General features: G+C 39.3%; 21 protein-coding genes. 10 read left to right on the forward strand and 11 right to left on the reverse strand.

Going from position 1 to position 18307, the window contains the following annotated elements:
• The first annotated feature begins 1 nt into the window (after position 1).
• Positions 2-1354: a TrkH family potassium uptake protein gene (locus tag ACFO0S_RS01110; RefSeq protein WP_378139271.1), complete on the forward strand. Its 1353-nt coding sequence runs from the start codon at positions 2-4 to the stop codon at positions 1352-1354.
• Between the two features lie 35 nt (positions 1355-1389).
• Here ACFO0S_RS01110 and ACFO0S_RS01115 read toward each other — a convergent pair whose 3' ends face one another.
• Positions 1390-3099, reverse strand: a complete 1710-nt coding sequence (locus tag ACFO0S_RS01115) for a B12-binding domain-containing radical SAM protein (protein WP_378139273.1) — start codon at positions 3097-3099, stop codon at positions 1390-1392.
• A gap of 145 nt (positions 3100-3244) precedes the next feature.
• Here ACFO0S_RS01115 and ACFO0S_RS01120 point away from each other — a divergent pair, with 145 nt between their 5' ends.
• On the forward strand, positions 3245-4303 hold the full coding sequence (locus ACFO0S_RS01120; RefSeq protein WP_378139275.1) for an ATP-binding protein: 1059 nt from the start codon (positions 3245-3247) through the stop codon (positions 4301-4303).
• Between the two features lie 54 nt (positions 4304-4357).
• Positions 4358-4807 (forward strand): MarR family winged helix-turn-helix transcriptional regulator, encoded by a 450-nt coding sequence (locus ACFO0S_RS01125; protein WP_378139277.1) that lies wholly within the window; start codon positions 4358-4360, stop codon positions 4805-4807.
• Between the two features lie 38 nt (positions 4808-4845).
• Here the strand turns inward: ACFO0S_RS01125 and ACFO0S_RS01130 are convergent, their stop codons facing one another.
• From ACFO0S_RS01130 to ACFO0S_RS01140, 3 genes are all read right to left on the reverse strand, one after another.
• Positions 4846-5460: a hypothetical protein gene (locus tag ACFO0S_RS01130; RefSeq protein ID WP_378139279.1), complete on the reverse strand. Its 615-nt coding sequence runs from the start codon at positions 5458-5460 to the stop codon at positions 4846-4848.
• A 48-nt stretch (positions 5461-5508) separates the two neighbouring features.
• On the reverse strand, positions 5509-6117 hold the full coding sequence (locus ACFO0S_RS01135) for a CPBP family glutamic-type intramembrane protease (protein WP_378139281.1): 609 nt from the start codon (positions 6115-6117) through the stop codon (positions 5509-5511).
• Positions 6118-6218: 101 nt separating this feature from the next.
• Positions 6219-6410 carry a YkvS family protein gene (locus ACFO0S_RS01140; protein ID WP_378139283.1) on the reverse strand — a complete coding sequence of 64 codons (192 nt, stop codon included), beginning with the start codon at positions 6408-6410 and terminating at the stop codon, positions 6219-6221.
• 92 nt (positions 6411-6502) lie between these two features.
• Between ACFO0S_RS01140 and ACFO0S_RS01145 the strand changes: the two genes are divergently transcribed.
• The 3 genes from ACFO0S_RS01145 to ACFO0S_RS01155 all read left to right on the forward strand — a co-directional run bounded on the left by ACFO0S_RS01145 (position 6503) and on the right by ACFO0S_RS01155 (position 7919).
• Entirely contained in the window at positions 6503-6679 is a 177-nt protein-coding gene (locus ACFO0S_RS01145) for a hypothetical protein (protein ID WP_378139285.1), read from the forward strand.
• A gap of 53 nt (positions 6680-6732) precedes the next feature.
• Positions 6733-6888, forward strand: coding sequence for an aspartyl-phosphate phosphatase Spo0E family protein (locus ACFO0S_RS01150; RefSeq protein ID WP_378139287.1), 156 nt, complete (start codon positions 6733-6735; stop codon positions 6886-6888).
• 167 nt (positions 6889-7055) lie between these two features.
• Positions 7056-7919: an NAD(P)-dependent oxidoreductase gene (locus tag ACFO0S_RS01155; protein WP_378139289.1), complete on the forward strand. Its 864-nt coding sequence runs from the start codon at positions 7056-7058 to the stop codon at positions 7917-7919.
• A gap of 23 nt (positions 7920-7942) precedes the next feature.
• Here ACFO0S_RS01155 and ACFO0S_RS01160 read toward each other — a convergent pair whose 3' ends face one another.
• A complete protein-coding gene (locus ACFO0S_RS01160; protein ID WP_378139291.1) occupies positions 7943-8410 on the reverse strand; it encodes a YkyB family protein in 468 nt (155 codons plus the stop codon).
• A 103-nt stretch (positions 8411-8513) separates the two neighbouring features.
• On the opposite strand from ACFO0S_RS01160, the gene fadH reads away from it, so the two are divergent.
• From fadH to ACFO0S_RS01175, 3 genes are all read left to right on the forward strand, one after another.
• Entirely contained in the window at positions 8514-9269 is a 756-nt protein-coding gene (gene fadH, locus ACFO0S_RS01165) for a 2,4-dienoyl-CoA reductase (protein WP_378139293.1), read from the forward strand.
• A gap of 65 nt (positions 9270-9334) precedes the next feature.
• Positions 9335-9778, forward strand: a complete 444-nt coding sequence (gene cbpB, locus ACFO0S_RS01170; protein ID WP_378139295.1) for a cyclic-di-AMP-binding protein CbpB — start codon at positions 9335-9337, stop codon at positions 9776-9778.
• 50 nt (positions 9779-9828) lie between these two features.
• The gene (locus ACFO0S_RS01175) at positions 9829-10689 is read left to right on the forward strand and encodes a LysR family transcriptional regulator (RefSeq protein ID WP_378139297.1); all 861 of its coding nucleotides are present in this window, start codon (positions 9829-9831) and stop codon (positions 10687-10689) included.
• A 34-nt stretch (positions 10690-10723) separates the two neighbouring features.
• Here ACFO0S_RS01175 and ACFO0S_RS01180 read toward each other — a convergent pair whose 3' ends face one another.
• The 5 genes from ACFO0S_RS01180 to ACFO0S_RS01200 are packed head-to-tail and all read right to left on the reverse strand — an operon-like array spanning position 10724 to position 15819.
• Entirely contained in the window at positions 10724-12025 is a 1302-nt protein-coding gene (locus tag ACFO0S_RS01180) for an MFS transporter (RefSeq protein ID WP_378139299.1), read from the reverse strand.
• A 13-nt stretch (positions 12026-12038) separates the two neighbouring features.
• Positions 12039-13118, reverse strand: a complete 1080-nt coding sequence (locus tag ACFO0S_RS01185; protein WP_378139301.1) for an ABC transporter substrate-binding protein — start codon at positions 13116-13118, stop codon at positions 12039-12041.
• Positions 13115-13924 carry an ABC transporter permease gene (locus ACFO0S_RS01190; protein WP_378139303.1) on the reverse strand — a complete coding sequence of 270 codons (810 nt, stop codon included), beginning with the start codon at positions 13922-13924 and terminating at the stop codon, positions 13115-13117. The genes ACFO0S_RS01185 and ACFO0S_RS01190 overlap by 4 nt, the downstream gene beginning before the upstream one ends.
• Positions 13905-14723 (reverse strand): ABC transporter permease, encoded by an 819-nt coding sequence (locus tag ACFO0S_RS01195; RefSeq protein ID WP_378139305.1) that lies wholly within the window; start codon positions 14721-14723, stop codon positions 13905-13907. The genes ACFO0S_RS01190 and ACFO0S_RS01195 overlap by 20 nt, the downstream gene beginning before the upstream one ends.
• Positions 14713-15819, reverse strand: a complete 1107-nt coding sequence (locus tag ACFO0S_RS01200) for an ABC transporter ATP-binding protein (protein WP_378139307.1) — start codon at positions 15817-15819, stop codon at positions 14713-14715. The genes ACFO0S_RS01195 and ACFO0S_RS01200 overlap by 11 nt, the downstream gene beginning before the upstream one ends.
• A gap of 121 nt (positions 15820-15940) precedes the next feature.
• On the opposite strand from ACFO0S_RS01200, the gene ACFO0S_RS01205 reads away from it, so the two are divergent.
• The gene (locus ACFO0S_RS01205; protein ID WP_378139309.1) at positions 15941-16600 is read left to right on the forward strand and encodes a potassium channel family protein; all 660 of its coding nucleotides are present in this window, start codon (positions 15941-15943) and stop codon (positions 16598-16600) included.
• Positions 16601-16636: 36 nt separating this feature from the next.
• Here ACFO0S_RS01205 and rnjA read toward each other — a convergent pair whose 3' ends face one another.
• A complete protein-coding gene (rnjA, locus tag ACFO0S_RS01210; protein WP_378139311.1) occupies positions 16637-18304 on the reverse strand; it encodes a ribonuclease J1 in 1668 nt (555 codons plus the stop codon).
• Between the last annotated feature and the right edge of the window lie 3 nt (positions 18305-18307).

Here is an 18307-nt window from a genome sequence, read left to right on the forward strand (position 1 = left end):
TATGAAACAAGTTCCAATCCCATCCACAAAGAAATTTACACCCGCACAGATAATTGTATCGTATTATTTTATTGCGATTGCCATTTCTGTGGGTTTGCTATCGCTTCCTGGTGTAAAAGAACAAGACGTCCAAATTTCATTTATCGATACGATATTTATAGCAGTGAGTGCAGTAAGCGTAACCGGCCTATCCCCCGTAAATATAGCGGATACTTACACCGCTTTCGGATATATAATCATCATTGTGATTCTGCAATTGGGTGGAATTGGAATTATGTCAATCGGAACATTTATTTGGCTAATTGCAGGTAAAAAGATAGGTCTACGTGAGCGTCAATTGATTATGATTGACCATAACCAGCCCAATTTATCTGGGGTTGTAAAACTGATTCGAGAAATTGTGAAAATCCTGTTGCTTATTCAACTAATTGGTGCGACCATTCTTTCCTTATACTATTTACAGTTTTATGAAAATCCTCGATTTGCCATTTTGAATGGAGTCTTCTCGACGGTATCCGCAACCACAAATGGCGGGTTCGATATTAATGGAAACTCCCTCCAATCGTTTCATCAAGATTACTTTGTTCAAGTGATTCATATGATTTTAATTGTTATGGGAGCCATTGGCTTTCCTGTATTGATTGAAGTGAAAGAATTTTTATCGAATAAAAATAAAGCGTTCCGTTTTTCATTGTTCACCAAAATCACAACGGTTACATATGGATTGTTGCTCATAATTGGCGCAATCGGTATTTATGTTCTTGAATACTTTAATACGTTTCGCTATTTGCCATGGCACGAGGCTATTTTTGGTGCTCTCTTTCATTCAGTATCGTCTCGTTCAGGTGGATTGACGACAATGAATGTGGAGATGTTTGACCAAGGAACTAATTTTTTCATGTCTTTCCTGATGTTTATTGGTGCGTCTCCCAGCTCAGTTGGTGGAGGAATCCGAACAACTACCTTGGCGATTGCCCTATTATTCTTAATCAATTTTTCTCGAGGTAAAAATCAAATCCAAATCTTTGGGCGAGAAATTCATTTAATTGATGTGTTCAGGTCCTACGCTGTTATTTTACTCGCTGCTTTAATGGTGATTTTTTCTGCTATCCTTTTAACGGTGACAGAGCCTACCATTCCCATTACAGCACTTATCTTTGAAATCACTTCCGCTTTCGGTACATGTGGAATGTCACTAGGTGTAACAGACGATTTGTCTGGTATAGGAAAAGTGACCATTATGATTCTCATGTTTATCGGACGAGTCGGATTAATATCATTCCTCTTTACATTAGGTGGGAAGTCCAATTCAACGAACTATCATTATCCGAAAGAACGTGTCATTATAGGATAAAGAAAATCGGGGTCTCAGATGAGATCCCGATTTTTTTATGCATCAAGCGAGAGGATAGTTTGGTCCTTGTCGAATAGATACAGGACAGGGACAGGGCCCTGTTCTTTCCCTACAACTCGTCCATCCATTTCAGTTACATACGCTTTTTTAAATAAATCTCGCTCTAGTAAGCCTTGTTTGGATAATTCTGGGTAGTGTTTGATGGATTGAAGTACTTCTTTTAATAGCACTGTTCGCAACTCCGGTGTCACAGTCTCTGTCCACCAAACATTACGTGGGATGAACTTTTGATGAGATAAGTAGTCTAGTTTCATATACGATAGTGCAAGATCTGTATTTATTCCACATGATGCAAGAAAAGCTTGAAGGCGAATAAATAGATCATCGAACTGATGACCAATTCGTGACCAATTATGGGAATCCCAATAGGTGCCATACTCTTGGAAGAAATCAAACGGTGTCTCAAATAAATCGGTGACGATATATTCGATAGAGCGAGTGAATTTTTGACTATTCCAGTATTTCTCTAAAATATCTTCTACTTGTTTGATGCGGACGATATCTTCAAATGAGAGAACGGAATTCCCTACAATTTCATAAGGAGCTTGATCTACAAATTGATAGCCATATTTCTCCGCATCGATCCGAAGCCCCGTCCCTCTAAGCAGTTTTAAAAATCCGAGTTGTAACTCTTCAGGTCTCATTGCAAATACGTCATTAAACGTTTTCTTGAACGATTGATAGTCTTCTTCCGGTAGCCCTGCGATTAAATCCAGATGCTGATCTATTTTTCCACCTTCTTTTACCATCGTGACCGTGCGTTTCAACTTTTCAAAATTCTGTCGGCGTTTAACGAGGTCATTCGTTAAATCATTGGTGGATTGCACGCCAATTTCAAATCGGAATAATCCCGGAGGTGCATGTGTATTCAAGTACTCAATCACTTCAGGACGCATAATATCTGCCGTAATTTCAAATTGAAAGACGACACCGGGTTGGTGCTCATTGATTAAGAATTCAAACATTTCCATTGCATAGCTCCGTGAAATATTAAACGTCCGATCAACAAATTTAATGACACGTGCTCCGTTATCCATTAAGTAGCGAATGTCTTCTTTCACATGTTCTCTAGCAAAGTATCGAACACCCACTTCGATAGAAGATAGACAGAATTGACAGGAAAACGGGCAGCCACGACTTGTCTCAATGTATGTGATTCGTTTGGCAAAAGAGTCTTTATCCTGTTCGAAGAGGTAGGGAGAGGGGCTAGTACGTAAATCAAGTTTAGGTGGCAACATGTGAATTTTATATGCCCCTTCAAGAAGGTAGGCAATACCAGCAACTTCATTTAATTCCCGCTCACCAGCTCTATATTCTAAAAACTGTTTAAAAGCTTCTTCGCCTTCCCCTACTACAATAAAATCGATTTCGGGATAGTCTTTTATCCACTTGTCAGTGTCGTAAGAAACTTCTGGGCCACCTAATACAATCGTTGTTTGAGGAGAAATCGTTTTATAAAGTCGAATCACTTTAATCGTCTCTTCAATATTCCAGATATAACAGCTAAAGCCTAAAATGGCAGGCTTATGTTGATAGATGTCGCTTACTATCGATAGTGTGGGATCTTTAATGGTGAATTCTTTAATGGCTATGTCAAAATAAGTACCAACATAAGCAGCTAAATGACGAATAGCTAAATTCGTATGAATGTATTTTGCGTTTAAAGTGGTCAAAAGTGTATTCATGTCATCTTCCTTTCACATTTTTATTTTAGCAGGAGAAACCTGTCGACAATATAGGTAAAATAGACTATGCCAAAATGTCCGTAAATATGGAATAATCAGAATATGGAGAATTATTTTAGTTATAATGGGAAGGGGATCGGGTATAGTGATTGTAGAAGGAGCTTTTCAACGGAAGTATGAATACATTTTTGATAAATTTTCAATGGGTATTCTGGTCATAGATGCAAACGGTTGCATCCGTGAAGTAAATGAGAACGCGTTAACTCTCTTAGGCGTTTTGAAAAGTGATATCCAAGATCAATTCATTCGATATCTTACAACTAAATTTAAAATCGAAACTACTATAGTAAATCAAGTAGCAAGACATTTAAAAAATACACAATTAGCAACTGAAGTATTTCCAGTTATGAACGGAAAAGGAGTCTTTAAATCTCTGAAAATAACTATCCATTGGATGATAACTGATCAAATGTATTTCATCCTAATAGAAGATTTGACAGAACAACTCTCGTTAAAAGAACGGCTAGCCCAATCTGAGTCATTAAATAATCTCGGGCAACTTGCCGCGAGTATTGCTCATGAAATCCGAAATCCAATGACATCTTTAAAAGGATTTGCTCAATTAATGGAAACCGAAACGTCAGACCGTGGCACCAGATATATACGTATTATTGAACAAGAATTAGATCGGATTGATAAGATCTTAAATGAGTTTTTAACGCTATCTAAGCCCAAACCGTTAAATATCGAAGTGATTGAGGCAAATGAACTAATTCAATGTATTATCGATTTTATGAGTCCGCAAGCATTACTAACAGGGGTTATAATTGATTTTGATCATAAAGAACCGATTTACTTCGAAGCAGACCGCCTTCTTACCAAACAGCTACTTATCAATAGTATCAAAAATGCCTTGGAAGCCATGCATGATGGAGGTACCATTTGTGTATCCCTTTCAAAGAGAGATAATGAAGTCCTCATTAGTGTGCAAGATCAAGGGACTGGCTTAGACTTAGAAAATCTACCTATGTATTTTGAAGCGTTTTATACAACAAAAGAAAATGGCACTGGTCTAGGTCTAGCTCATGCTGCTCAAGTGATGAAAGATTTAAACGGTCGAATCGAAATTGATAACAATCTATCTGGCGGAGCTAGTTTTTACTATTATTTCCCAATTAAGCATCGCTCATGTGTTTTGACATAACATTTCATTCCTACTATAATTATAGCATTGTATAGGAGATGGGTGGGCGGAAGTATGGCTTCTGAAAAAGAACGGCTTGAAGCACTCAAACTATTTATAGTGCTTTCACGGTCACATAAAGTATTACATGAAGCAACGAATCAATTTTTTCAAGATAATGGATTAAATCCGACAGAATTTGCAGTGCTTGAACTTCTTTTTCATAAGGGGAGACAACCGCTTCAAAAAATCGGTAACAAAATTTTATTAGCCAGTGGGTCCATCACATATGTAGTCGATAAACTTGAAAGACGTGGATTTATTCGACGGATTGCTAGCGAAGAGGATCGTAGAGTAACGTATGCAGAGATTTCTGAAGAGGGAAAGGCATACATGGATGAACTGTTTCCACGTCATGAACTTCAGTTAGTTGAACTACTAAACGTTTTGGATGACAAGGAAAAGGCTACCTTAACAGAGCTACTTAAAAAGCTTGGTTTATCTATAAAAAATTTATCGAATTAAAAGGAGAGAGCCTGTTTATCTCTCTCCTTTTTTGTGAATTATTCCGTTTCTAGTGTTTCTAACATCATTAAGAATTCCCCGGTCTTTGGTGTGTCTGTAGAATCATAAATCATAGCACGCACGATATGTCCTTCTGTTTCAAAGACATATCCAGATACTTTTCCATTTTCGAAATCCATCTCATATCCTTGTGCCATATCTTGGTTCGGTAATTTGGTAGGAGAAGAAATCTCCATCACTGTGGCTCCTGACTCAGATGCTTGAATCGTATCTTGCAAAGTCTGGACAAGTTGCGTGCGGTCTGTGCCTTCTTTAGCAAATGTCTCGATTCGCATAAATAAACCATCGTTTTCTTTGAAAAAAACCACATCTTTGTTTGGTTCTTCGCCTGTCAACTCATACCCTTCCATTAATTCAAGAGAAAATGGTTGATTGTCACTGGCAATTCGTTCCCCTAAAGCTTCATTTGTTTCCTCTGTTTCTTCTGTATTCTCTTCATTTGTTTCTTCCGTTTCCGTTGTATCTGTATCTTCTACTAGATTCGTATCAGATCCCGAAACTTGTTCTTCTGATTCTTCCGATGTGGTCGTGCCACAAGCAGATAACAATAAAATAAGTGCAGATGAAGTTGTAAGATGTTTCCATTTGTTCATTCTAACATCACTCCTTTTCATAGTAGACGATTATAAGCATAAAACGTTTCACTCGATGGGCAAGATGAGGAATAGAAGGGCGAGAGCTGTGATATGCGTCACAATCAAAAGTGGCATGCTTTTTTTCCACTCATATAACAATCCCCATAAAGTACCTACGACGAAACCTGCAATTGCCCCGTAAAAGAATCCTCCTACACCAAGAGAAATGGCAAAAAGAGCAGCGGCGGCTAGTACAGCATAAAATGTCGGTAAATATTTCTTTAAATATTGCTGTACAAACCCTCTCCAAAAAATTTCTTCTGCAGGTGCAATAAGAAAGAACAATAAGAGATAATGCCAAATTGTAGAAGGTCCATAACTTACTAAAAATGAGTGGATGGACTGAACGGACAGGAAAGGTAGCCAATCGATTATCCAATAGCTTGCTGCAAAGATAGCATACGTGATTGTTCCATACCCCACGCCAAGAAGCAAATATTCAAGTGTTTGGACGTCATCTTCAAGGGAAGCGAAGAAAAACGAGACCCCCATGAGAAATAAGATAGCAAACGTATAGAAATACCAAAAAGTAGAGCTACTTTGGAACGTGAAAAAAAATAATAAATAGGCTATAGCCAATATTGCGAAAAATTTATAAAATTGTAATGATTGCATTCTGGTCGCCTCCTTACCTTCATAGTATACTATGTTGTACAGGTCAAGGGGAGAGAAGTTGAAGAGAAAGAAAAAATCGCAAAACCTAAAGGTTCTGCGACTTATTCCGAGTCACTGCCATGAATAATTGTATAGCGTTTATGGTTGATGACTGTTTTTTCTTCCATCTCGAGTTCATCAAAATTCTCCATAAAAGTTAAATCCACGATAACGGAGTTTTCATTTACTTTTTCAACAATTCCTTGCAAACCGTCTTTAAATTCGACGATATTACCTACTTCTGCAATTTTCAATGGTTATGTCCCCCTTCTCTATAAAGACATTTTGCATGAATTTTGCAATTTCGTAAAGTGAAATCTACTAAAATAAGTCTTGAGGTATAGGTATGAATCCATTTGATGCACTAAAAAGAGGCGAGTTAAGAGAAATCGTCATGAGTAGTAAAGAATTTTTACTTGTTCGTGACGAATTAACAAAGCGACCAGATTTTAAACACTTTATTGGAACCGCCAGAAAAGGCGGAGAAGTATGTTTTATTTGGAGTGAAGAAGCTAGGACATAATTCGTAAACTATGGGGAAATAGGATATACTGTTAAATAGTGGGGGGGTGCACAGTGACTGATAATTTAATCGAAGAATTAGAAGAGGCGCGCAAACGGATGATTCAATGTGCATCTGAAAAAGGCCTCTCCGATCAATCTACTATTCAATTGAGTAAGGAACTCGACCAACTTTTGAATCAATATTATAAAGAATATCAAAAAAAATAATTTTTTCAATAAAGTAGGTTTAACTTTTTGACGGTGGGAAATACTAAATATGAACACAGCAATATTCTCATTTCCCCCTTTTTAAGAATCATTCAATTCGTTGAATGGTTCTCTTTTTTTGCCCTCATTCTTCTCTCATGTATACTAAAGAAAAGGGGGAATTGAGAATGCAGATAGGATTTATTGGAACAGGCGTCATGGGGAAAAGTATAGTTAGACATTTACGCAACGGTGGACACAACGTACATATATACACACGGACAAAATCAAAAGCACTCGATTTAATTGAAGAAGGTGCCATTTGGCAAGATTGCCCACGTGCTGTAGCCGATCACTCTGAAGTAGTTTTTACAATGGTAGGCTACCCGAATGACGTAGAAGAAGTTTATTTGAGCCAAGAAGGCATACTGGAATCATCTGCCCCTTCCTATTTCGTAGACTTAACTACTTCTACTCCTGAACTTGCCCAGCGTTTGGCTAAAGTGGCTGAACAAAAAGGAAAGACGTGTTTAGATGCTCCCGTATCTGGTGGAGATATCGGTGCTCAAAATGGAGTGTTGTCGATCATGATTGGTGGAGATGAAGAGGCAGTAATCGATTTAATGCCTCTATTTCAGTTATTTGGTAAAAATATCGTCTATCAGGGTCTTCCTGGTACGGGCCAACATACAAAGATGTGTAATCAAATTGCCATTGCTTCGACTATGGTTGCAGTTTGTGAATCACTCACATATGGTAGACGGGCGGGCCTCGATTTATCAAAGGTTTTACAGTCAATTACTCAAGGAGCAGCAGGGTCTTGGTCACTTTCCAATTTAGGACCTAAAATGATTGATGAGGATTATGCACCAGGTTTCTTTATCAAACACTTTATAAAAGATATGGGAATTGCGCTGGATGAAGCCAGCCGAATGGGGATACAATTACCAGGTTTAGAGGGAGCAAAACAATTGTACGATGAACTACTGGAAGAGGGATATGGAGAAGAAGGAACTCAAGCTATTGTGAGAAGCTACAAAAAGTATTGGTAAGAATAGGCAGACAATGTGTCTGCCTATTTTTTATAGGGATTTTTTTGCGAGCGTCGATATTCGGACGGAGAAGGAGTTGAGGTGAGGGATTGGAAACGAGGTTTTTTTCCCGTTTGAGATGATTGAAAATAGACATGAACATACTTTGCAATGATCCTTTTTGCTGTGGTGAGATTCATATAAGTAGAAGGATTTGCATAGGAAAAGTCCAGCTTTCCAAGATGAGGAAGCTGTTTGTCTTCCGGTGTCACAGGTAAGTGAAACAAATAGCCATGGAATTCAACAAGAGTAGTCGAGTGCTGTTTGCTATTAGACGGATTTTCAGAAAAATGAAGACCGATTTTTTTTGCGTATCCAGAGTCAATTAGTTTCTCTAAGGTTTCCTTTTTTGCTTGGTATAATGGTTTTTTATCAAGTGCTGTCTTTGCATGTCGATTGATTGAATAAAGAGCTTGAGCAATTTCTATGCACTGAGATTTTGTTAATTTCATTGGTGACCCCTTTTTTATTCAGTATACCAAATTATTCTCGCACGAAGAAGTAGAATACGGTATGATATGAGTGAATATTCATTCAACTTTAGGGGGTTATGACTTGAAAACGTTTATTATTACAGGTGGTTCATCAGGAATGGGAAAATATATGGCGAAAAAGTTTCTACAAGAAGGAAACAATGTAGTCGTTACAGGGAGAGATTTAGAGAAGTTACATCATGTTAAAGCTGAGTTTGAGTCACTCGGACCGATTGAAATATTTCAAATGGATGTTCGAGAGCCTGAGCATTGCGCAGCTATGGCAGCGTTTACCATTAAAAAGTTCGGCACGATCGATGGGCTCATCAATAATGCAGCAGGAAACTTTATCGTTGCTGCAGAGAAATTAAGTCCCAATGGATGGAAAGCAGTAATCGATATCGTGTTAAATGGTTCCTTTTACTGTTCACAAGCTGTGGGGAAGTATTGGATTGAAAATGACAAAAAAGGATGTATTCTCAATATGCTTGCAACGTATGCGTGGGGGGCAGGGGCAGGGGTTATCCATTCTGCAGCTGCTAAAGCTGGTGTCATGTCTCTGACGCGTACGCTAGCTGTAGAGTGGGGTTCTCAATATGGTATACGTGTAAATGCTATTGCTCCAGGTCCTATTGAGCGGACAGGAGGAGCAGACAAGCTATGGGAGTCAGAAGAAGCTGCTGAGCGTACTTTAAAATCTGTGCCGCTAGGACGGTTAGGAAAGCCCGAGGAAATTGCAGAGCTTGCTTATTTTATCTTATCTGACAAAGCGTCCTATATGAACGGGGAAATTGTTACACTTGATGGAGGACAATGGTTAAATAGTCACCCTTTCTGATGTATGTTTCGTTTTCATGAAATATCTGTGATATGATGAAAAAGTAGAAAAAGGAGTAGATTGCTATGCTTTCAGTTAGCTCGAAAGAGTTTTTGAAACTTCCTATTACTGACTTCATCATCTCAGCAGATAAGGTAGCTCACGTTCAATTAGGAAATTACGCAGAACATGCATTACTAGTATTAACAAAGACCGGTTATTCTTCCATTCCCGTCTTGGATATGAGTTATCGGATGCACGGTATGATATCGGTCCAACAAATTACAGATGAGATTCTTGGTCTTGATCGAATCGAATACGAGCGCTTAGCGGAAATTAAAGTGGATTCCATTATGTCGAAAGAATTTGTGAAAATCCATATTAATGATACGTTTCAAAAAGGGTTAGATCTCTTAATTAATCATCCATACATCTGTGTTGTCGATGATCAACAAACTTTCTTAGGCATTTTAACGCGACGTGTCGTGATGAAGCAACTGAAAAAACATTTATATGTCTCCATGGTGTAAGACCCTTTCTTTGAAGGGTCTTTTCTTACGAGGTGAAAGGGGGGTGCGTGATGTATTCGGATGAAGAAGTTCTCATCACGCTTCACGATGAACAAAATATGAGAAAGGCGGCAGAGCGTTTATTCTTAACACAACCAGCCCTGTCACTCCGATTACAGGCTATTGAAAAACAATGGGGAGCTCAGCTCTTCATTCGTTCTCAAAAAGGGTTACTGCCGACTCCCGAAGGAGAGCTGGTCATTTCGTTTAGTCGCGATATTCTCCAGAAGAAAGAACATACACTTGATCAATTGCAACTGTTATCTTCTAAAGTGCATGGAACACTGAAAATAGCATGTGCCTCGATTGTCGGACAAAACTGGTTACCTTCCGTACTAAAGAAATATGTAGAGTTGTTCCCTGATGCGAAGATTTCGTTGCATACAGGGTGGAGTTCGGAAATTGTTCGGTCGATTTCTGATGGAGATGCTCAAATCGGAATCGTACGAGGGCAAACCGATTGGAAAGGTAAAAAGATTCATTTATTCCGTGATACATTGTATTTGGTTGATCAAGAGCTTACTTCTGTGGAAGATTTACAACAGACAAGTAAACCATTCATCCAATTTAAAAGTGATTCCAGTTATTATCAAGAGATTCAAAAGTGGTGGCAAAAAAACTTTTCTGTTACACCAAAACAACAAATTGTGGTGGATCAAATTGAAACGTGTAAACAGATGGCTTTAAACGGACTAGGCTATGCGATTTTACCAGCAATCACCTTGTCTGAATATGATCACATCAATAAAATACCACTTCTCCATGATGATGCAACGTTTGAATTAACAAGAGACACATGGCTGATTGGCTATGATGCAGCTTTTGAACTTCCACAAGTTGCCGCTTTTGTCGATGTAGCAACTGAAAAGTAAAAGGATGATCCCTCAGGTGAAGGGATCATCCTTTTTAAGTGTTTACAGAAGTTGAGTGCAAGTCGAGCTGCTTGCGTCGCATCCAAATAGCTGTTAAGAAAAATGTGCCAAGTAAGACGAGTGAGCCGACGACGAAAGGTAAATTGTAATTCCAGTCGAAAAGCAATCCAGCGAGAGCTGGTCCCACCATATTACCCAAACTCATATACGCATTATTCATACCTGCGGCAAAGCCCTGTTCTGTACCTGCAAGCTTGGAAACGACCGTGTTCACAGCCGGACGGATTAATGTAACAGCAATTGAGAAAAGTGTCGCGACGAGTAGGATGCTAAAGAATTGATGGACAAACAACATCCCAAATAACGTAACAGCCGCAAAGACTAGGCTACTAAGAATGATTTGCATCTCTCCAAAACGTTTAAACAAACGGTCAATCATAAACATTTGGATCACGACGCCAACAAAACCACCGGCTGTTAAGACAATCGCAATTTGTTCAGGTGAAAAACTAAACTTATAGTTCATATAGAGGGCAAATGTTGCTTGGAAATTAGCGATTCCAAATGAAAAGACAAAAATAATCAGAAGCATCATGAAATACGGTGTATAAAAGGATCTTCGCATCTGCTGAACAATATTTTCTCGCGATTTCGTCGGATCGACAATTTCTTTATTTCGTATGTCAGGCAAGACGAAGAGAGAGAACACCATGGCAAGTAGCGCTGTCGCGGATGAGACATAAAAAGGGAAATTTAAACTGATCGCAGAAAATAATCCACCAATACCAGGTCCAATCATGAACCCAAGTGACATGGCGGCTCCAATATACCCCATTCCTTTTCCACGATCTTCATATGTTGTAATATCTGCCACAAAAGCCATCGTTGGAGGAATTAAAAAAGCTCCACCAATTCCGCTGACGAAACGTGCAGCGTATAACATCCATTCGTGTGTCGCTGTTCCAAACCAGAGCTGAGATAGTCCGAATAATGCAAGGCCAATGACAATCAATTTTTTTCTGCCGTATTTGTCGGATAAATCACCAGCTATTGGAGAAAACACAAATTGGGCAAATGCAAACGCTGCAATGATAAGACCTAACGCTTGACCTGCCGCTCCAAACGTCTCCAAATACTTTGGCATGATGGGCACGATGAGCCCGATACCTGCCATGATGATGAACATATTGAACATTAATAAATAAATGATGAATGGATTTGATTTCTTCATCTGACTCCTGCTTTCTGCGTGTGTTCGATGAAAGAAGTATAGCATAATTACATGAGAATAAATAATTCGGACGTTCAATAGAAAACGTGCATGCGATACCCGCATGCACGTCAAACGATTAATTCGAATTCATACTCATTTTAAATTCAAGGAACAACTCATTATACTTACCGAGCATTTTTGGCCCTAAATTTTGATAGACTTCTAAACGGTCACGCATTTCTTCAGTTGGGTAGAAGCGATCGTCACCCGTCACTTCGGGGTCCATCAAATCAATAGCACTAAGATTCGGAGTGGAATAACCGACATAATCTGCATTTTGCGCAGCAACTTCAGGGTCCAACATAAAGTTGATAAATTTGTGAGCACCTTCCACATTCCCAGCTGTCTTAGGAATAATCATATTATCAAACCATAAGTTCGAACCTTCTTCAGGAACGCTGTAATCAATATCTTCATTCACCCACATAATATCTGCTGCCTGACCAGACCAAACGAGTGCAATTGCAGCTTCACCGCGACGCATCGTTTCCACGATTTCATCACCAATAATTGCTTTTACATTCGGGCCAAGTTCAATGAGACGGTCCGTTGCTTCACGTAATTCCTCTTCATCAGTGGAGTTAAGTGAATATCCTTGTGAATTTAACCCCATCCCAATCACTTCACGTGCACCATCGACTAAAATAACTTGTTGCTTTAATTCAGGAGACCATAAGTCATTCCAACTTTCAAAAGTTTGTCCATCTAAAAGAGTTGGATTGAATGCAATTCCTACCGTACCCCAAAAGTAGGGGATGGAGTATTGATTTCCGGGATCAAATGGTAAATCAAGAAAGTACGGATCAATATGATCTAAGTTCGTAAGCTTCGATTGATCGATGGGATGTAATAAATCTTCTTCTCTCATTTTTTCAATCATATACTCCGAAGGCATCGCTACATCAAATCGTGTCCCACCTTGTTGAATTTTTGTTAGCATCGCTTCGTTCGAATCAAAAGTCTCATAAATAACACGAATGCCTGTTTCTTCTTCGAATCGATCGACTAGCTCAGGGTCAATATATTCCCCCCAGTTAAAGACGGTAATCGTATCAGAGCTTGCTCGGCTCGAAGTATCCGTTAATTGAGTGTTGATATAAAATAACACAACTACGACGGCAAGTAAGCCACTCGTCATTTGAATAATTGATTTCATTTAGGCACCCCCGCTTGGAAAGGTGTCTTTGCCCGGCTGACCACAAAGTAGTAACCTAGCACAAGAACCATCGTAACAATAAACAGTAATCCTGATAATGCATTGATTGTTAATGTAATTCCTGAACGAGCCATCGAGTAGATCTCGACAGAAAGAGTAGCGAAGCCATTCCCAGTCACGAAGAACGTAACAGCAAAGTCATCAAGAGAATATGTGAGGGCTAAGAAAAAGCCTGCAAAGATTCCGGGCTTGATGTATGGAATGATGACTCGTGTAAAGACGTCTCGGCGAGTTGCGCCAAGATCTCGCGCGGCATCCACCAGTGTTGCACTCATTTCTTGAAGTTTTGGAAGTACCATGATGACGACGATCGGCACACTGAATGCGATATGCGAAATCAGTACGGATGCAAATCCTAATCGTATCCCAATCATCGTAAAGAGAATTAAGAAAGATGCTCCAATAATGACGTCTGGTGACACGATTAATACATTGTTTAACGAAAGTAAAGATTGGCGTAATCGTTTATTCGTTACATAAACTATACCCACTGCTCCTAGAACACCAATGGCTGTTGAAATGAGAGCTGATAATAATGCAATAATCAATGTATTAACAACAATGGTTAGTAAACGCGTATCTTGGAAGACTGCCGCATAGTGTTCCCAAGTAAATCCTTCAAAGTTTGACATGTTGCCTGCACTATTGAAGGAATAAAAGATTAAGTAAAAAATAGGCGCATATAGGACAATAAACACTAAAGCTAAATATACTTTTGCGAATTTACTAGTAGTTCCCACGGCCATTCACTCCTTTCTCACGGTCACCCGTCAGAATCATAATAATGACCATGAACACGATGAGGAACACAGCAATGGTAGATCCCATTCCCCAGTTTTGTGTCACAAGGAATTGTTGTTCAATCGCTGTTCCAAGTGTAATGACTTTGTTACCAGCAATCAGTCGCGTAATCATGAAGAGTGAGAGGGCAGGAATAAATGTGGCTTGAATACCTGCTTTAACTCCGCCAATTGCGAGCGGCCAAATCACTTTACGAAACGTTACCCACGAGGAAGCGCCTAAATCTTTCGAAGCATCAAGTAGGGCGGGATTTAATTTATCCAATGAATTGAAAATCGGTAACAACATAAATGGAATGAAAATATAGACAGAAACAAACACAAAACTAAAGTCTGTATAAAGAATCTGTTGTCTTTCAAGGCCTAAAAAGGATAAGAAATTGTTAACGGATCCATTCATTCCAAAAATTCCAATGAATGCATACGTTTTTAATAACAAGTTGATCCAAGATGGAATGATAATCATCAGTAACCACAGTTGTTTCTGCTTCGTCTTCGTAATAAAATACGCAGCAGGATAGGCAATTAATAACGTAAAGAATGTGATAAGAAATGCATACCAAAAAGAACTTAGAGTTAATGAGAGATACGTTCCACTAAAAAAGTTTTGATAATTCTCTAAAGTGAAGTTGCCTTGGATATCAAAGAACGAGTAATATCCTACTAAGACGAGTGGAGCGAGTACAAAAAGCACCATCCATATGTAGTACGGAATCATGAGAAATGTGCGTGATTTAGTTTCCATGGCCTTCAACCCCGTACGACTCCAGTCGGCGATCAAAATCTTCTTCCGATTCATTTAAACGCATAATGTGAATCGCTTCTGGATCGAAATCAAGACCTATGGTTGCACCGACTTCTGCTTTTCTCGTTGAATGAACCAGCCACTCGTTGCCTTCATCATCGTAAGTGGATAGTTCGTAGTGAACGCCACGGAATAATTGTGTATCCACGCGAACATTCATCTTTCCTTGATCAACGAAAGTAATTTCTAAATCTTCTGGACGAATAACGACGTCGACTTTTTCACCAGGCGTTAATCCTTTATCGACACATTCGAATTCTTTCGTACCGATTTGAACTCGGTAATCTGCAATCATCAGGCCTTCGACAATATTTGATTCCCCAATAAAATCGGCAACAAAACGGTTGATTGGCTCGTCATAGATATCGAGTGGTGTACCACTTTGGATTATCTGACCTGCGTCCATAACAAAAATCTCATCGGACATAGCGAGTGCTTCTTCTTGATCGTGCGTTACAAAAATAAATGTCTTTCCGAGACGTTGTTGAAGTTCGCGTAATTCGTATTGCATTTCTGTACGTAATTTTAAATCCAGTGCGGATAGTGGTTCATCGAGTAGAATGATTTCAGGGTCATTGACTATAGCGCGAGCTATGGCCACACGTTGCTTTTGACCTCCAGACATTTCACTGATTTCTCTTTTTTCATAGCCACTCAAATTGACAAATTTAAGAGCTTCATTGACTTTTTGATCGATTTCAGTCGATTTCATTTTTTTTATACGCAATCCAAACGCAATATTCTCATACACATTCAAGTGCGGGAACAAAGCATAGTCTTGAAAGACGGTATTGACTTGACGATGGTTCGCTGGAACGTCATTGATCAATTTTCCATTTAAGTAAATGGAACCGGAAGAAGGTTGGATAAATCCAGCAATTAATCGCAAGATGGTCGTTTTTCCACAACCAGATGGGCCTAGTAGGGTATAAAATTTACCGCGTTCTAGTTCGAAATTAATTGTATGTAAAACGGGCTGTGCATTTGCATACGCCTTGCTCACATTTTCAAAGCGAATAATGGGTTCATTCGACACGTTTCTACCTCCATAAGTTGACAAAGATTAGAATTTATTTTATCACAACTTTCCTTCGATATCGAAAGTATTTTCATGTATGATTACTATAGCAGCAAGAAATGGGATTGGGGGAGAGAGTATGAAGCAAGAATTCGTTGTCATTGGTCTGGGTCGCTTTGGGGGGAGTATCGTTAAAGAGCTCATCGAACAGGGTGCTGACGTCATGGCGATTGATATAGAAAGTGAACGAGTAGATGAGTTTGCTCCGATTGCAACACAAGCAGTCGTTGCAGATACGACGGATGAAGCTGTGTTGAAATCGTTAGGTATTCGCAATTTTGATCACGTGATTGTTGCGATAGGAGACAATATTCAATCGAGTATTTTGACAACATTGATGTTAAAAGAACTTGGTGTGAAACGAATCACAGTAAAAGCGCAAAATGATTACCATGAAAAAGTCTTAAGTAAAATTGGGGCAGATAATGTTGTTCACCCTGAACGAGATATGGGTATTCGAATTGCGAATAATATTTTGTCGAACAATGTCCTCGATTATTTAGAAATATCCGATGAACATTCCATCATGGAATTGATCGTGAATTCGAAGCTAGCTGGTAACTCTTTAATTGACTTAGATATCCGAGCAAAATATGGAATTAATATTGTTGCCATTAAACGAGGTAAATCCATTATTGTATCTCCACAGGCAGATGAAAAATTGCAGTTGAATGACATTATGATCATTATCGGAGCGGACGTAGATATTAACCGTTTCGAGAAAAAAGTATTTAATTAATGAAAAGAAGCACCCTTCCAAAGAAAGGTGCTTTTCTTATATTTCCATGATGATGGGTAAAATCATCGGTTTACGTTTTGTTTTTTCATACAGATGTGGTCCCAAAACATTGCTGATTTCTGACTTAAGGTCATCCCATCCTTCCGGGTTCTCTTTTACCAGACTCTTTAAATGTCGATTTAACATCTGCTGAGCTTCATTGATCATCATCCCAGACTCACGCATGTAGACAAACCCACGTGAAATAAGGTCAGGACCCGAAACGATTCGTTTTTTCTTCATGTCTGCTGTCACAACGACAATGACAAGTCCTTCTTCTGAAAGAACACGTCGATCGCGTAGCACGATATTACCGATGTCACCAATTCCGCTTCCGTCAATATAAACATCTCCAGAAGGAACGCGTCCTGCAACTGTTGCATCTTCAGCCGTCAGTGCAAGTACGTCTCCATTTTCCATGATAAATGTATTTTCTTCCGGCACATCACAATCGACTGCAAGCTCACTGTGTAGCTTCAACATACGATATTCCCCGTGGATTGGCATAAAGAATTTTGGTTTCATCAAACGAAGCATTAGTTTTTGTTCTTCTTGCGAACCATGCCCTGAAGTATGAATATTGTTTAGCGAACCATGAATCACTTCGGCTCCAGCTCGGTACAACAAGTTGATTGTTCGGTTTACACTTCCTCGGTTCCCCGGAATCGGAGAAGAAGAGAAGATGACCGTGTCGCCAGGCTGAATTTGAATTTGTCGGTGCGTTCCATTGGCAATGCGAGATAGGGCAGCCATTGGTTCACCTTGTGATCCTGTACAAAGAATGAGCACTTCATTCGCCGGTAGACGGTTCAAAGTGTTGGTATCAACAAATGTTTCTTTTGGTGCTGTGATATACCCAAGTTCGCGCCCAATCGTTATAGCGTTATCCATACTACGACCAAACACAGCAATTTTTCTGCCGTATCGTACCGCTGCATCCGTCACTTGTTGGAGACGGTGAATATTAGATGCAAATGTTGCGAAAATAATGCGGGCATCTACACGACGGAAAATGCTGTCCATGCTATCGCCGACTTTACGCTCAGACATAGTGAAGTTTGGAACCTCTGCATTCGTTGAGTCTGAGAGTAGGCATAATACGCCTTCTTTACCGATTTCAGCCATTTTCGTTAAATTTGCCGGTGCCCCTACAGGTGTGAAATCAAATTTGAAATCTCCCGTGTGGACAATATTCCCAGACGGTGTTTTTACGACCATGCCGTAAGCATCCGGGATACTGTGTGTCGTTAAATAGAAGGAAACCGATGTTTTTCGAAATTTGATGACGTCATCTTCTGAGATTTCCGTCATCTTTGTTTGACGTAGTATGCCGTGTTCTTCTAATTTATTGCGAAGAAGGCCAAGCGCAAGTTTACCGCCATAAACAGGCATATTTACTTGTTTTAAGAGATAGGGTATGCCACCAATATGGTCTTCGTGACCGTGTGTGATGAAAAGCCCTTTAATTTTGTCTTGATTCCGTACAAGGTACGTATAGTCTGGAATGACATAATCAATGCCAAGTAAATCGTCTTCAGGAAACTTAATTCCTGCATCAATCACAATGATTTCATCTTGGAATTGTACCGCATACGTGTTTTTTCCGATTTCGCCCAGTCCGCCTAGTGCGAAAACCGCTGTTTGATCATTACGTACAAATTTCATAGG

It is taken from the genome of Chryseomicrobium palamuruense, from assembly GCF_042649045.1.
GTDB classification, from domain to species: domain Bacteria; phylum Bacillota; class Bacilli; order Bacillales_A; family Planococcaceae; genus Chryseomicrobium; species Chryseomicrobium palamuruense.